We start from the raw sequence: 16,118 nt of genomic DNA on the forward strand, positions 1-16,118 counted from the left end.
AAAAAAAGACGTTCAAGGAACGTCTTTTTAGTTTGCAAACAAAAGCACCAAACCAATCATAATCGGTATCGTCGCTAGAATGGTTAGAGAGTTGATATTGGCCGCTTCCGAAGAACGACTCCCTAATTTAAGGGCAAAAACGGGTGCTAGACCTGAAATCGGTGAAAAGAGACAAATGACCAACATTTGGCGAACAAGCAAGGGCAAGGGAAGAAAATAGTAGACACACAGTGCAGCAAGACTACTCATGGTCAACCGAATGAATAAGAGTTGAAAAAGACGCCCCCACTCCTGCTTTTCAAGACGGAAATCCAATAAAATCCCCAGTATTAACATAGCCAGAAATGGGTTCGCATCTCCTGCTATCGCAGCCATGTCCAATAGCGATTGCGGAAGCCGAATACCAATAGCAGCAAGTAGAAAGCTTAATAGATAGACCACAAAAGGGATAGATCCAAAAAGTTTGCGCAAAATAGCGAAGATAGACATCGACTCTTTATCTTTGTTCAATAAGGTAGCAAGGGTATAATTGCCTCCCACCACCATTATGGCATTGCCGCTATCAAAGAGCATAACCGGTGCAAGGTATGCTGCTGGAAAAAAAGCTTGTATGAAAGGCAAACTAAAAGTCCCAATGTTGTATCCTGAAATTTGAACCAATCCTGTACCTTGTCCAACTGCATCCTGATGACGTGCTGTCCAATAACCGACAAAATCCATCACCAAATTCATGAGAATTGCAAGTAGAATCGGTAGAAAAAAACCTCTTCCTAATGAAATAGAGGAAGCGGAAGACAACAAAGCACAAGGCAGAGTCACATTCATGACAATACCGGAAAACATCCCTGAATCCTCTTTTTTCACTACTCCTCTGATTCGCAAGGTATAACCTAACAAAATAATCAAAATAAAGCCCAAGGCTTTTAACAAAATTGCACTCATTTTCTCTCCTTAAAACCCTTCTATTATATCATAAAGAGTGATGCTAACGGATTTCTTAAAAGATATATAATTTTTTTATATATTTTTCTTGACAAATTCCAAACATAGGTATATTATTTATATATAAAATAATTATACATAGGAGGTCAGACATGTATTATCCTGTATCTTCTATCTTAATCGAGTACTTGATTTTGGCCATGTTGCAGAAAAAGGATTCCTACGGCTACGAAATCAGTCAGACTATTAAGATAGTGGCTGACATCAAAGAGTCCACGCTCTACCCCATTCTCAAAAAATTGCAAACGGCTGGCTTTGTGACCACCTATTCGCAGGAATACCAAGGCCGCAAACGAAAGTACTACTCCATTACTTTATTGGGAAAAGAACAAATTGCTTTTTTAAAACACGAGTGGGAAACTTATAAATCGACCATCGATGGTATATTAGAAGGGAGTATCCGAAAATGACACGCAACGAGTATTTACAAGAATTAAGCCTCTATCTAACAGCTTTGCCCCAAGAAGAGAGAGAAAATGTTCTGGACTATTTCGCAGAGTACTTTGCGGATTGCAATGATGATGCTGCTGCTATTAAACAATTGGGTACCCCTGCTGAAGCTGCCAAGGCAATTTTAGATAGTACAAGTGAAGCTGACAATCATGAAAAACAAAGTACGGAACAAGGCGAATCAGACCTTAGAAGTGATTCGTCGAAAAGTTTCAAAGAAACCTTTAAGCAGCTTTTTAATGCTCATTTCCAAGATGAAATTTTCAAGCACACATCTTTCAAAACCTCCTTCTCCTTCAACCAAGATTTGATTGAAAAAGAACCGATTGTATTAGAAAACGTTAGCAAATTAACTGTGACTGCTTCCGAACAGAATATCCATATCCGCCAAGTAAAAGACACAACGCCATCCATCATCTACAAAGTCAATCAAGACGATACTGAAACCACTCTAGACTATAGTCTGATCGATGGCCGACTCGTGTTGGATGATCTTGATGAACAAATTGAGGAAATCACACTCTTCATTCCTACAGAATATTCCCTAGATGAGATCAGCATTGAAGTCGAAGATAGCAATGTGAGCTTAAAAGGAATTGAAGCTCAAACAGTTCAGATTTTAGGAACAGATGTGAATCTGGATTTAAACCATTGCCAATTCCAGCATGCCAATTTGGAATTAGAGGATTGCAACCTCAACAGTTTATCGACAAGGTTTGCTGATACACGTATCTCCTTACAGGATTGCAATGTCCACACGACACAGTGTTCCTTTATCGGTTTGGTAGAGGTGGAAGCCGAAGATTGCAACCTCTCCTTCTACACGTTGGATTCGCAAAAACTTTCGATGGATATTCAGCTAGAAGATGGCTATCTTATCGCATCAGACGCCTTCAAGCCTTTCATTCAAGAAATCGATGATGAAACAACCCTTCAAACAGAGAATCCAAATGCAAGTGGCCGCCTAAAAATCAGAGCCCAAGATGCTATGGTAACAATCAAGGAAAACAGTCTATAAAAAAGACACTGCTAAGCAGTGTCTTTTTAAAGCGCTAAAACCTCAATTTCCTTGCCACCTAATAAAATCAGGTATTTATCAATCCGCGCAATTCCATAGGATTTTTGAAGGGCCTTAGCATAAAGTTCCATTTGAAACTGGTAGCGTTCCCGCAAGGTCTCAGGATTGGTGTAGCTATCTGTCTTGTAGTCAAAGAGGACAATGCGGTCCTCAAAGACCAGATAGCCATCAACAATCCCCCGTACCACAAAGTCTTCCTGACTAGTTGGGTCTTTTTCCAACATGGCAAAAGGAGCCTCACGGTAGAGTTTATCCAAATTCTGAATAATCAGTTGGCCTAGATCGGTATCGAAAAAGGCTAAAATCTTGTCCAATTGCAGGGCAGCTTTGACAGAAGGGCTGGCTTGAACGGACTCCAAGGTTTCTTCCAAGACAGCTCGTGTTACCTGGCCTGACAGAGGCAAACGTTGCATGAATTCATGGGTCGCTGATCCAACCGCCATACCAGAAACGGTCTCGAGGCTACCAATTTCTGGAAGGACAAATTTGGATTTCGACTGCTCTCTATAAAGTACAGGTTTATCCATGATGTCCAGACCTTCACTGTCCATAATCGGCTCGTAAAAGGCCTTGATTTGACTAGGCGTCCGTACGGTTGGCAACTCAATAGCCGCTTTATACTCCTTGTTGACCTTCTCAACACTTTCCAGCACATCTAGCGCCCGTCGAATGTCTGCGGACTGGCGATTGTGTTTAACATTTCCCTTGTCAATACGGCCTTGGAGACAGCCGATTTTGTCAGCAGTCAATTCTTCTGCCTCTACATAGCGAAGCTGATAAGCCAACTCTTGATGTGGGAAGGCCGTCCAAATCGCCACAAGCCAGTCTTGGAAGCTCTGCATTTCTTCCCGCAAAGTAGCTGGTAAATGATGGTCTTCTTTAGCTCCGTCAAACTTTTGACTGAGTTTTTCTTTTTGCCCTTTGCCAATAATGTAAAGCTTTTTCTCAGCACGTGTCATGGCAACATAGAGCAACCGCATCTGTTCTGACAGGGTGGCCAGATTCAATTCTCTGCGATTGAGCTGGTAGGGAACCGTTTCAATACTCACAGGAAGATGGGGCAAAACAGTGTTCACTTGCTCTTTCATATCTGCCAGGTACTTGATTCCAATCCCATTATCACGGCTCAAAATCATGCTTGCATGACTATCTTGCATGCTGAACTTCTTATCGGCATTGAGAACGAAAACATAGGGAAACTCCAGCCCCTTAGAATGGTGAATGGTCATCAATTTGACAGCATTTTTCGGAGCTCCGACCACGACTTCCATTAAATCCGTATCCGTCTCCAAGACCTTATCGATCATATGGATAAAACGGGCCAAGCCCTTAAAGCCTGATTTTTCAAAATTGTTGGCCCGAAGGGCTAGGGCATAGAGATTGGCTTGGCGTTGGTCAGGTTTTGGCAATGCGGCCACATAATCATAGTAAAATCGGTCTCTATATATCTTCCAAATCAAGTCATATAGACTGTGGCTTTTGGCAAACTGCCGCCAATCAGAAAGGTATGCCATAAAGCGAGACAACTTTTCGTAGAGTTCTACAGAGACAAGCTCTGGATGCGCACCTGTTTGCTCCAAGACCAAGAGCAACTTGTCATAGAGTTCTCCTTCTTTTGCCTGAATAGCCAAGCGAGCCAGCTGGTCTTCATCAAAATGAAACATCGGCGAACGCAACAAGGCAACTAGGGCATAGTCGTTCAAAGGATTGTCAATCACGCGCAAAGTGTCCAGCATAATCATGACTTCTAAAGATTTGAGGTAATTCTTCTCGCCACCATCTGATTCAACAGGAATGCCGTACTCCTCAAAGGCAGCAATCAGGGGCTCATTTCTGGTCCGCGAAGAAACCAGTAAGGTGATTTCTGAGAAAGAAACTCCTTGCTCATTGTGGAGGCGGATGATTTCTTTTGCTACGAGATCGATTTCCCCACGGCTAACTGGCAACTCCTCGTCCGCCTCTGAAGTGGATTCTTCTTGCTCCGTATTGAATATGAGTACCTCTGTCTCATATTCCTTATGCCCCTCTTTTTGCTTGGGACTTCCGACAACCAAGAGATGGGTAGTATCATAGAGAATATCCCCCACTTTTTCATCCATCAGATGGGCAAAGACGCCATTCGTGGCATCCAAGACTTCGGACTGACTACGGAAGTTCTCTTTCAGCAAAATCAATTGGCCGTCCTCTGGAAATTCCTGATACCGTTTGAATTTTTGATTGAAAATCTGTGGATCAGCCTGACGGAAACGGTAAATGGACTGCTTGATGTCCCCTACCATAAAGCGGTTGTGACCATTGGACAAGAGCTCCAGCATTCGTTCTTGCATGTGGTTGTTGTCCTGGTATTCATCGACCATGACTTCATGGTATTTTTGTTTGAAAAGACTAGCAACCGTAGGATTTTCTTCTAAAATTTCAATGGCAAAATGGGCAATGTCATTGAATTCAAAAGCATTTTCCTGCATTTTGACCTGCAAATACTGATGAGAGAAATCAAGGACAAATTTCCGTAACAATTCGAGCATGGGCAGGATCTTATCTTCATGGGGTTTTAAGGCCAAAAGGGTTAGGATAGCCGCTTGAAGCTTTTTAAACGGCAGGATATAGAGATTGCGTTCCTTATTGTAGTCCGAAGCAAAAGACTTAATGGTTTCGTCCTTGGTCGAGCCAACCGCCATGACCAAATTGCGTCCCGCAGCTGCTCTTGTAACCTCCGTCGCAAACTCATACAGAGCTTCCACATCTTGCCCCTCTTGGTAGGTCTCCAAAATTTCTAAGAGACTGTCTACATTGTCCAAGTATTTATAGGACTTTTGAAACTCATTTCGAACTGTCTCCAAGTGGCGCTTAAAGTAGTCTATGGCCTCATCGACCAATGATTGCAGAGATTGACCAGATAGGATGCTCTGGAGAAAGAGCTGCTCTTGCTCCTTTTGAGGACCTTGGTAGGAGCTGAGAAAGATCGTCTCCAACCATTCTTTCGGCCCAGCAGTTGATTGGCTAAAGTTGTGAATGTTATAGACAATCTGACGAAAGGCCTGGCTGTCTTTTCGATGTCCTGAGAAATTCCGAACCAGACTGGTAAACAATTCCTTCTGGTCGCCATTCATATAGTCTCGAAAGAGGTCCTCATAGACTTCTTTTTTTAAGATTTGTTGCTCAGATTCATCCGTTAATATCCGAAAAATGGGAGAAACTCCGATTAAGTAGCCATATTGGTTAACCAACTTTTGGGTAAAAGCATCCATGGTTCCAATATCTGCGGTCTGAATACCGGCTATTTGATCCGAAAAGTGTTGCCGGTCTTCATCTGTCTCCGCTTCAGAAAGCGCCTTTGTTAGGCGTTTTTCCAACCGTTCCTTCAATTCACCAGCCGCCTTGACCGTAAAGGTGGAGATAAAGAGCTCATCAATCCCAACACCACGTCCAATCATGTCCACAATCCGCTCAACCATGACAAAGGTTTTTCCAGATCCAGCAGAAGCCGACACCAAAATATTACGGCCATTGCTGTATATAGCTGTTAATTGTTCTGGGGTCATCTTTTGGACCTTGTCAGAAGCCTTTTCTTGGGTAATTCGCTCTTGGATTTGGTCCTCTGTTAAAAAGGGCTTATTCACTATCTTGTCCTCCTTTCTCTGGATTTTCTTGCTTCATCAGTTGGATAAAGGTTTCTTTCTTGCCACGACTCGGACCGGTTATCAAGCGCCTAGCCTGTCCCATATGCCGGTCCGCCTCAAAATGGGTGATACTCTTTTCTTGCTGACCCGCCACACTTCTCCCATCCTTGGTATAAGGATTGATGAGAAAATGCCCTTTGCGAATTGTTTTTTCTGCCTCTTGGAATAAGAAGGCATTGTGATCTAGCAAGGTCTGCAATTCATCTGTTTGGTAAAGGGAATTGTTGAGATGGTAGGAACCATCGCCTAAGAACCCTTTTTGTTGCTCGTTAAAGAGTCCTTTATAGGTCAACTCAGTTTGAGCCTTTTGCGGCAACTCTTCCAAACTTGTAACGGATTTCAAATCTACCTTAGGCTCCTGCATGTGCAAATACATGGCCCCAAAGAGTTGATCAACGTCAATCTTGTATTTCTTTTTCAAGGCTTCCAAATAGGTGACCAACTGAGAATTGAGTCCATTGTAAAATTGCTGAATGTCAAACTGATTGGCACCTGATTTGTAGTCCACGACACCATAACCACCACTTTGTGACAAGCGGTCAACCCGGTCAATAATCCCTCGGATTTGAATACTGTCCTGGACTAAAAATTGGAAGAGTTCTTCCTGACTTTGAATGCTGACCGTTTCTTGGCGTTTCAAGAGACTTGCAGTGGAGCGGGCAATGGTTTCCAATACTTCCTTGGAATAGCGCGCTTCATCGTCCTGGTCATAGAACAAGACAAAGGGCTCTGATTGATTGACGTTCGCAATCGCTCTTTCCAACCGTTTGTCAAAATCGCCCTCCTCTTTCATCGTTAACTCAAAGACCTTGTGCAAATACTGGCCATGGTGACGATGGTCAGGATGAATGGTTTCCAATTCTTTCAAGCCCAAGACATAACGTAAAAAGTAGAGATACTGATTGGTATAAAAGGTTGTCAAAGCTGAAACTGAAAGGGAAATCGGCTCTTCTTCTGGGAAACGAATCGAGAGCACATCTTGTCCAACTGGAACTGTCGCAATATCGTCAACCACTCCAGGAATCAGAACATCTTTAGCCGCAAGGCGTTTGGAGAGGTAACGAGACGCCACAGCCCAGAAAGTTTCCTCCTCTTTGTTCAATTCCCGACCAAGGTCATCTTGATTCAAAGCTAGGACAGTTCCCAAAACATCCCGATAATTGCCGATGGATTCAGACTTGGCTTCAAACCGACTGTTGGATTTGTCTTGAATCGACACACCCAATTCATTCAATTCTTTCAGATATACGGACACATCATCTTCAGCTTCATTGACGACTTGAGGATAGGAAAGAACCAATTCTTGCTCTGCAGCATGAAAGAGGGATAGAGCTGTAAAGCGATTTTTCTTGCTAATTTCCTGACTGGCAATTTCAAACGAAGCAAATTCTCCTGAAAGAGCATTGATGGCCAGGCGTTCTTCATCACTTAGAAGTGACTTGTTTTGTACCACCTTTGGAAAATGGCCTTTGGTCATGCCTAGGGCAAAGACATATGGACTGCTATGGGGTTCAACCAAATCATAGGATTTGATATTGACCACATCGACAGTTGCTGGGACTGTTCGGTATTCTGCCGCCAGCATCGCCGTTCTGAGCAGGGCTAAAAAGTCCTCTAAAGACAAGGACACCATGCCAAAAATCAATTCTATCTGTTGTAAAATTGACGAAAAAACGGTCCAAACTTGCTCATGCTTCTCCAGTTCTTCTGGGCTAGTATTCTCGGTCAATTGTTCCATATTCTCAGCTAAAGACACCCGATTTAAAAAGACATGAAAATCCGTCAGCCAGTCAAGACCTGTTTGTTCCTTTTTCACAAAAAGATAGTCCAAAGACTCCATGAGTGACAAGCGAATCTGGTTGAGCTGGCCTAGATCATATGCCCCCCCATTGTTTGCCCGAAAATCCTTGGAGAAGCGAGTTCCCTTGATATCCGCAAATCGAACATAATGGGCAAAGCGGTCCACTTCTGCTTGGCTGAAACTTCCAAATAGACCAGATTTCATGAGATTTAAGACATCTTCAGCTCTGAACCGGTAACGGTGAAGCCGCTCCAAGGAATCCACAAAATGAACTAGCGGGTGATTCGCCATGGACTCAGCCTTTCCAAAATAATATGGAATAGCAAAATTCTCAAAAACTTGCTCTACTTGAAGCTTGTAACTGTCCACGTCTCCCAGTAAAACTAGGATATCTTTATACCGTACTCCATCAGCTAAGAGGTGTCGGATGCGTCGTGCAACCAATTCAATTTCCTCTTTTTGATTGAGGGCAGACCAGATTTGGATTTGGTTTTCAGGGTGAACGGTAGGTGCATCTTCAGACCGAGTAAAGTCGTGCAGGCTTTCCCAATGCTGCATCAGCACATCCAAATCCGTTTCAGTTTCCTTGTCTCCATTTAGATAATGGGGTTTGACAGCATATTTAATAGCCAATTGACGGAGAAATTCGACTGGAGCCTGATAGACATTTCCAGCGATAAAATTAGCTTGATAGGCTTTCTGACTGGCATAGGTCCCAATAATAATTTCGTGACACTTATCAGAAAGCATGGCAATCAGGGCTTCTTCTTCTGCCGAAAAACGGGTAAAGCCATCAATGACAAGGACTGTTTCTGAAAGCTCCTTATCTAAAAATCCAGCTTCTACCTGTTGGGCAAAAACGGATAACTGGGAACGATTTTCAACTTGTAAATCCTGCAACAAAGCTGTTACAGCAGAAAAAATCGTGACCAAGTCAGCCTCTTTTTCATCCGATAAACTTTCCAAATCAAACAAAGTCAAATTGGCTGTTTTCATTTCCCGATAGAGATCCATTAACTGTTTGATAAAGGCTGGATCCTTCCGCAATCTGCCATATAGCTTCAAATCCATATCAGACAGCTGGGATAAGGCACGGAAAAAAATCATGGACAAGCCTGTATCATCCATCGTCTGTTGTGGGACATCACTATTGAGAACAAAATAACGGGCCATCTGGGCAAAGCGCGTGATGGTGATCCGAAAAGAAGCCTGATTCGGAAGACTTTCCAAAACTTTTCGTTCCTTCTCAAAGGAAAGCGAATTGGGAGCAATATAAAATACACGCTTGCCCGCCTCTGCGAATTGCTGGGCTTCCTGCGCCAAATAGGTTGTCATATCATTTGAAATAGCTGTATACAGTAACTTCATAATCCCAACTTTCTTTTCATAACAAGTCTATATTGTCTTACTATTATACCATATTGAAAGCCACTTTAAGCGCTACAAAAAGAACTCTAGAATAGCTCTAGAGTTGATGTTTAATCTTTTTTCCCAATCGGCGCGATGGCTGCCAGAACTTTTTTCAAGCCCATATTTGGGAAGTTGATTTTGAGCTCTTGTTGTTGGCCACTACCAGAGACTTCAAGGACAGTTCCTTCTCCCCATTTCTTGTGAATGGCGATGTCTCCAATCGACCAGTCTGCTCCAGTTGAGTCCTTGGCCGTTTTACCAAATGGCAGGTCTTGTCCAAGGTTGCGGACAGGCTGAGCAGCGGCTTTGCGACTTTGAAGCGCTTGTTGGAGGCTCATGCCCTGTCCAAATTGGCTGGTTTTGCCATTGACATAAGAAGCTTTAAAACTAGTATTGGCCGGTCTAGCCAGTCCTTGGTAATCCAATAAATCCGATGAAATTTCCCGAATAAATCGACTCGGTTGGTTGTAATTGGTCCGACCGTATAAGAGACGGGACTTGGCATTGGTCAGATAGAGCTCTTTCTCTGCCCGTGTGATGCCCACATAAGCCAAACGGCGTTCTTCTTCCAGCTCCGTTTCGTCTTCTGAAGCCCGGCTAAGGGGAAAAACATTTTCTTCCATGCCAATTAAAAAGACATAAGGAAATTCTAAGCCCTTAGCCGCATGCAGGGTCATTAGGGTCACTTCTGAGCTTTCACTATCCCCGTCATCGGTATCTGCAATCAAAGCCAAGTCATTCAAGAAACGGCTGAGGGTATCTAGGCCCGTCTCTTCTTCTTCGACTTCTTTTTCATCAAAGTTTTTGGTAACGGATAGGAATTCTTGGATATTTTCGATACGGGCATTAGCTTCCAGAGTAGCCTGCACAGTCAAAGCATTGAGGTAACCCGTTTCTGCTAGGACGGCTTCAACCAATTCTGTAATGCTGAGCTTGTCCAAATCCGCCCGCAGTCTGCACATCGTCTGGGCCAAATCCCAAACAGCCTGCGCAGCTTTCCCCTTAATCGACGATAACATAATGTTATCACAGGCTTCAAGCAGTGAGAATTCCTGCATGTTAGCAAAATCTCGAATCTTCTCTACCGTTCCTGGACCGACCCCACGCTTGGGCTCATTCACAATGCGCTCAAAGGAGATATTATCAGCAGGGTTGGCAATGATATTGAGGTAGGAAATGATGTCTCGAATCTCTTTCCGGCTATAGAACTTGGTTCCACCAACCATGGTGTAAGGGATATTGGACTTGAGCAGGGCTTCTTCTATGGTCCGCGACTGGGCATTGGTCCGATACAAGACCGCCATGTCCTTGTATGCAACACCTGTTCGAGCCAAGTCAACCATTTTTCCGGCTACATAAACGGCTTCATCCTGCTCGTCATTGGCCCGGTAATAAACAATATTTTCACCATCCTCATTTTGCGTCCACAATTTTTTAGGACGACGGTTTTTGTTGCGCTCAATGACATCATTGGCTGCTTGCAAAATGGTTTTGGTAGAGCGGTAATTTTCTTCTAAAAGGACAACCTTAGCATCCTTGTAGTCTTTTTCAAAGTCCAAGATATTTTGCATATCCGCTCCACGCCAACCATAAATAGACTGGTCGGCATCCCCGACTACACAGATATTGCGAAAACGGGAAGCCAATAATTTTACCAGCTGGTACTGGGCGTGGTTGGTATCTTGGTACTCGTCCACATGAATGTACTGGTAGCGCTGTTGGTAATAGGTCAAAACATCAGGATGTTGATCGAACAAACGCAAGGTCATCATGATCAAATCATCGAAATCCAAAGCCTCAGACTGACGCAATTCTTTTTGGTAAGCCGTGTAGCACTTGGACACAATTTCCGTATACAAATCGCCTGCTTGTTGGGCATAAGCCACATCATCAATCAAATCATTTTTAGCATTGGAAATCGTACCGAGTATGGAGCGCTCACTCCATTTTTTCGGATCGAGATTAAGATTTTTCAAAATTCGTTTCATCAAGGTCCGCTGTTCACCAGGGTCTATAATGGTAAAGTTACGGTTGTATCCGATATGATCTGCATCGCGACGCAGAATACGGACACACATGGAGTGAAAAGTCGCAATCAAACTATCTTGAGTAGCAGGATTAAGGGCCATGGCTCGTTCTTTCATCTCCCGTGCCGCCTTATTGGTAAAGGTAATGGCCAAAATATTCCATGGATTGACCATCTTCTCATCGATTAGGTAGGCAATCCGATGGGTCAAAACCCGCGTCTTACCTGATCCAGCACCGGCCATAATCAGCAACGGACCTTCTGTCGTCTGCACCGCTTCCGCCTGCCGGTCATTCATTCCGTTTAATAATGGATTCATCTTCCTTTGGTTGCCCAAAAAGCAACGCTTCCTTTCTCATTACAATTCCTTAACCTTCTTATCATACCATTTTTTAGAAAAAAAAGCAGAGCAGACAAACAAAAAACCTGATTGAACATCAGGTTTTCTTCTATTAAAAGTTAAAGACATCGTTGAGGTTTTCAGCCATGGTTGGGTGCGTGAAAATCTGATTTTTGATGTAGGTATATGGAATAGCATTGTCGATAGCCATCTTGATTAAATTGATATTTTCTTGAGAGCCTTCTGCAAAAAGAGTCGCACCTAGGATCAATTGCGTATCACTATCAACAATGACTTTGTAGATACCACGTAGGTCGTTGTTCACATGCCCACGAGGCATACCAGCAACAGCCAATTCATTTGTCTTGTAGTTCAAGCCAGCTTCTTTGGCTTCTTTTTCTGTCAAACCAACATGCGACAACGCTGGCTCGATAAAGGTCGTAGTTGGAACATTTTTACGGCTTTGCAAGTTGTAGTCGCCATTACCAGTTAATTTACCAAAAACAATGCGGAAATCATCTAGAGATGTGTAGGTAAACTGCAAGCCACCATTGACATCTCCAACAGCATAGACACCCGGTACAGTGGTTTCACAATAGTCGTCGACTTTGACAGCACCACGTTCGGTAACTGCGATAGCCGTATTTTCCAAACCTAATCCTTCAATAGCAGGTTTGCGGCCAAGAGCATACAATACAACATCAAATTCATAATCTTGCCCGTTTGCAGTCACAAGGACAGCCTCACTCTTGTTGGCAACTTGTTCTACTTTTGCTCCAACCACAAAAGAAATTCCTGCATCTTCCAAATAACCTTTTGCCATATTGGCTACAACTTCATCATAACGACCAAGAACAGCCGGAGCAGCTTCAAACACAGTTACTGCTGATCCTAATTTGGCATACAGGTTGGCAAATTCAAGACCAATGTTTCCTCCACCAATGACACCCAAGCGTTTTGGTTGTTCAGCTAGTTTTTGAATGCCAGTGCTATCAACTACATTTTTGTTCTCTAGCAAGCCTGGAATTGGAAAAACATTTGAAACAGCACCTGTGTTGATCACAATGGTTTCTGCTGTTAATTGTTCCACTTCTTCACCAGATGAAATTTCAATCACCTTATCTGCTACAAAACGAGCTTGAGCATTGTACAAGTCAACACCAGCACCGGTTAAAACAGCTTCATTTTTGCCACGCAAGCGTGTTACCACAGTCTCTTTATGGGCCATAGCGTCAGCAAAAGAGCCACCATTTTCTGCGATGGTGATCAAAGACTTGGTTGGAATACAACCAATGTTGATACAGGTTCCGCCATACATAGATGCATCTTTTTCAACCAAAGCTACTTGTTTGCCTGAAGCAGACAATTTCCCAGCTAGTGTTTTGCCAGCCTTACCAAATCCAATTACAACGACATCATAGGTTTTCATCTTCTAAATACCTCATATTTTTTATTCATTCTAAGTGTATCAAAGTCGTAACAATTTGTCAGAAATCTGCTACGCAGTAAAAAAACCAGCTCAGTTGAGCTGGTTTAGCTGACTTATTAGTCTTTTGCACCAAGTGCTGCCATAGTGATGTAGTTGTATGGCTTGTTGAAGTGTGGCAAGAAGAAGATATCAGTCAATGCTAATTTCTCGATTGTCACGCCTTCTTGTACAGCAAGTGAGAACATGTGGATACCCATAGAGATATCTTCACGAGCCGCCATTTGTGCACCAAGGATGCGACGAGAATCTTTATCGTAAACGATCTTGATTGTAACTGGGAAGTTACCGTGCTCCATGAATTCTGGTTTTTGGTTGTCAGTGTACTCAGTTACAGCTGCATCAAAACCAAGACGTTTTGCTTTTTCAAGTGTCAAACCAGTTGATACCAAGTTAAGGCCGTAGATAGAGATACCGTTTGAACCTTGAACACCAATACCTTCAAGATCAGTACCACAAGCGTTGTGTGCTGCTACGATACCAGTACGAACGGCGTTTGAAGCAAGCGCGATGTAACTTGTGTCGCGAGTTGCGTTGTCATAGATTGTCGCACAGTCACCGATAGCGTATACACCTGGGATAGAAGTTTCTTGGCGTTTGTTAACAAGGAATGCACCGTTTCGGAAACGCTCGATTTGCTCACCAGCAAAGGCAGTGTTTGGACGGAAACCAACTGCAAGGATAACCATGTCGACATCGTATTCGTTCTTGTCAGTGATGATTTTTTCAACTTTACCGTTACCAGCAACTTCTTTTACTGTTTCACCGAATGCCAATTGGATACCATTGTCTTCCATGTTCTTAGCCATCATATCGCTAAGGTCACGGTCGTAGTAACCAGCAAGACAAGTGTCAACAACGTCGATAAGAACAACTTCTTTACCTTTGCGTTGGAATGCTTCTGCAAGCTCAACACCGATGTAACCAGCACCAACTACTGCTACTTTGTTGATGTCTTTGTCTTTCAAACGTTCGATAACATCTGCAGAGTTTTGGTACAATTTAACAAATTGAAGGTTTTCAAGAGTTGATTCAAATTCCAATGAACCTGGTTTGAATTCAGCACCTTTGATTGGAGGCAAGATTGGTTGTGAACCAGTAGCGAAGATCAATTTTTCGTATGATTCAACGTGCTCTTTACCATCTACAAGAGCTGTAACAGTTTTCGCATCGTAGTCGATGTGTTGTACTGGAGACTCCATGTAAACTGTTGCACCAAGCGATTCCAATTCTTCCTTGTCTGAGTAGAACAAGCCATCAGCACCGGCGATTTGTTCACCGATCCAAAGAGCCATACCACAGCCCAAGAATGAAATGTTTGAGTTTTGGTCGAAAACAACGATTTCGTTGGCTTCACCATAGTTTGTCAACATAGTTTTGATACATGCAGTACCAGCGTGGTTCGCACCAACAACAACGATTTTAGACATAGTAAAATCCTCTTTCAAAATAATTTTTTACATTTTCTATTATACTAGATAATGATACCGATTTCAAACTTTATGCTCAGAAAATCACAATTCTTTACAATAAAAGACTGGGACAGCCCAATCTTTTATTTATTCATTTTTAAAACAATTCCTTGTAAAAGGAAATGGTTTCTTCTAGTGTTGGCATGAATGGGTTGCCTGGTGCACAAGCGTCAATCAAGGCATTCTTAGACAGGTATTCAAAGTCAAACTCTTCTTCTTTGATATCTAATTCAGTCAGTTTCTTAGGAATACCGACGGTTGCTGAAAGTTTTTCGATTTCAGCAATCGCATAGTTTGCACATTCTTCATCTGTTTTGCCTTCTGTGACCAATCCGAGTGCTTTGGCTACATCACGGAAGGCCGCTGGAACGCGTTTGGCATTTTCACGTTCAATAATTGGAAGGAGCATGGCACAGCAAACACCATGTGGCAAGTGGTAGACAGCGCCCAGTTGATGGGCCATTGAGTGCACATAGCCAAGACCGGCATTGTTGAAGGCCATACCACCTAAGAAGATCGCGTTGACCATGGCTTCACGCGCTTCAATGTCTTGACCATTTTCAACCGCACGTGGCAAGAATTCTTTAATCAGTTCAATTGCACCGATGGATAATTTCTTGGTCACTCCGTATGCCCCAGGTGTTACCAAAGCCTCAATGGCATGTGTCATTGCATCCATACCAGTTGCTGCCGTCAAGTCAGCTGGTTTTGAGAGCATGAGTTCTGGGTCATTAACAGACATGATGGCTAAGCTGTTCTTGTCCACCATCACCATCTTCACCTTTCGCTCTTCATCAGTAATGACATAGTTAATGGTAATTTCTGCTGATGTTCCTGCTGTGGTGTTGATGGCCACAACTGGAAGACCTTTTTCTTTGGACTTGTGTAAGCCCTCATAATCTTGAGGTGTGCCACCGTTGGTTGCCATGATGGAGATACAGCTTGCCGCATCTTGAGGAGAACCGCCACCGACTGATAAGATAAAGTCGCAATCATTTTCCTTCAAGACTGCCAATCCATCATAGACATTTTTACAAGATGGGTTTGGATCAACATCTTTAAAAACGACATAGTCAATTCCTGCAGCATCAAGTGGGGCTGTTACTTTCGGTAAGATGTCGCTTGAAGCGATAAAGTGGTCTGTCACCAACAAGGCTTTTTTGAAGCCTAATTCTTTAACCTGGTCACCGAATTCGTTGATAACACCTTTACCGATAAGGTTAACCGCTGGTACGTAAAATACTGACATTACTTGTCCTCCTTTAGTATTTTGTAAACGTTTTTATAATAATATTTTACTACTTCTTATTTGTGAAATCAATAACAAAATCGGTTGAGGTCTATAAAAATATGCACATTTATTAAATTGTCAG

9 protein-coding genes are annotated in these 16,118 nt (G+C 42.9%); 2 read left to right on the forward strand and 7 right to left on the reverse strand.

Translation table 11 applies throughout. The annotated features are described in order from the left end of the window. Window positions 1–27: 27 nt before the first annotated feature. Window positions 28–942, reverse strand: coding sequence for an AEC family transporter (locus ACVR1I_RS09165; protein ID WP_447443723.1), 915 nt, complete (start codon window positions 940–942; stop codon window positions 28–30). Between the two features lie 152 nt (window positions 943–1,094). Between ACVR1I_RS09165 and ACVR1I_RS09170 the strand changes: the two genes are divergently transcribed. Together ACVR1I_RS09170 and ACVR1I_RS09175 are read left to right on the forward strand one after the other, a co-directional pair. Continuing rightward, on the forward strand, window positions 1,095–1,412 hold the full coding sequence (locus tag ACVR1I_RS09170; protein WP_447443724.1) for a PadR family transcriptional regulator: 318 nt from the start codon (window positions 1,095–1,097) through the stop codon (window positions 1,410–1,412). Further along, window positions 1,409–2,470, forward strand: coding sequence for an HAAS signaling domain-containing protein (locus ACVR1I_RS09175; RefSeq protein ID WP_447443725.1), 1,062 nt, complete (start codon window positions 1,409–1,411; stop codon window positions 2,468–2,470). Before ACVR1I_RS09170 ends, ACVR1I_RS09175 begins: the two co-directional genes overlap by 4 nt. A gap of 26 nt (window positions 2,471–2,496) precedes the next feature. Here ACVR1I_RS09175 and addA read toward each other — a convergent pair whose 3' ends face one another. From addA to ACVR1I_RS09205, 6 genes are all read right to left on the reverse strand, one after another. Continuing rightward, a complete protein-coding gene (addA, locus tag ACVR1I_RS09180; protein ID WP_447443819.1) occupies window positions 2,497–6,153 on the reverse strand; it encodes a helicase-exonuclease AddAB subunit AddA in 3,657 nt (1,218 codons plus the stop codon). Beyond that, the gene (gene rexB / locus ACVR1I_RS09185) at window positions 6,143–9,379 is read right to left on the reverse strand and encodes an ATP-dependent nuclease subunit B (protein ID WP_447443726.1); all 3,237 of its coding nucleotides are present in this window, start codon (window positions 9,377–9,379) and stop codon (window positions 6,143–6,145) included. The genes addA and rexB overlap by 11 nt, the downstream gene beginning before the upstream one ends. A gap of 110 nt (window positions 9,380–9,489) precedes the next feature. Further along, window positions 9,490–11,766, reverse strand: a complete 2,277-nt coding sequence (pcrA, locus tag ACVR1I_RS09190; RefSeq protein ID WP_447443727.1) for a DNA helicase PcrA — start codon at window positions 11,764–11,766, stop codon at window positions 9,490–9,492. Window positions 11,767–11,899: 133 nt separating this feature from the next. Further along, window positions 11,900–13,216: an FAD-containing oxidoreductase gene (locus ACVR1I_RS09195; protein WP_447443728.1), complete on the reverse strand. Its 1,317-nt coding sequence runs from the start codon at window positions 13,214–13,216 to the stop codon at window positions 11,900–11,902. Window positions 13,217–13,332: 116 nt separating this feature from the next. Then, entirely contained in the window at window positions 13,333–14,703 is a 1,371-nt protein-coding gene (gene nox, locus ACVR1I_RS09200) for a H2O-forming NADH oxidase (RefSeq protein WP_447443729.1), read from the reverse strand. A gap of 139 nt (window positions 14,704–14,842) precedes the next feature. After that, on the reverse strand, window positions 14,843–15,994 hold the full coding sequence (locus ACVR1I_RS09205) for an iron-containing alcohol dehydrogenase (protein ID WP_447443730.1): 1,152 nt from the start codon (window positions 15,992–15,994) through the stop codon (window positions 14,843–14,845). Between the last annotated feature and the right edge of the window lie 124 nt (window positions 15,995–16,118).

This window comes from Streptococcus cameli (assembly GCF_053207365.1).

Excerpts from the sequence above, each read along its gene's own strand:
- ACVR1I_RS09175 (WP_447443725.1), top strand. The coding sequence starts at position 1,409 with ATGACACGCAACGAGTATTTACAAGAATTAAGCCTCTATCTAACAGCT.
- nox (WP_447443729.1), bottom strand. The coding sequence starts at position 14,703 with ATGTCTAAAATCGTTGTTGTTGGTGCGAACCACGCTGGTACTGCATGT.
- ACVR1I_RS09205 (WP_447443730.1), bottom strand. The coding sequence starts at position 15,994 with ATGTCAGTATTTTACGTACCAGCGGTTAACCTTATCGGTAAAGGTGTT.
- ACVR1I_RS09170 (WP_447443724.1), top strand. The coding sequence starts at position 1,095 with ATGTATTATCCTGTATCTTCTATCTTAATCGAGTACTTGATTTTGGCC.
- ACVR1I_RS09195 (WP_447443728.1), bottom strand. The coding sequence starts at position 13,216 with ATGAAAACCTATGATGTCGTTGTAATTGGATTTGGTAAGGCTGGCAAA.
- rexB (WP_447443726.1), bottom strand. The coding sequence starts at position 9,379 with ATGAAGTTACTGTATACAGCTATTTCAAATGATATGACAACCTATTTG.
- pcrA (WP_447443727.1), bottom strand. The coding sequence starts at position 11,766 with ATGAATCCATTATTAAACGGAATGAATGACCGGCAGGCGGAAGCGGTG.
- ACVR1I_RS09165 (WP_447443723.1), bottom strand. The coding sequence starts at position 942 with ATGAGTGCAATTTTGTTAAAAGCCTTGGGCTTTATTTTGATTATTTTG.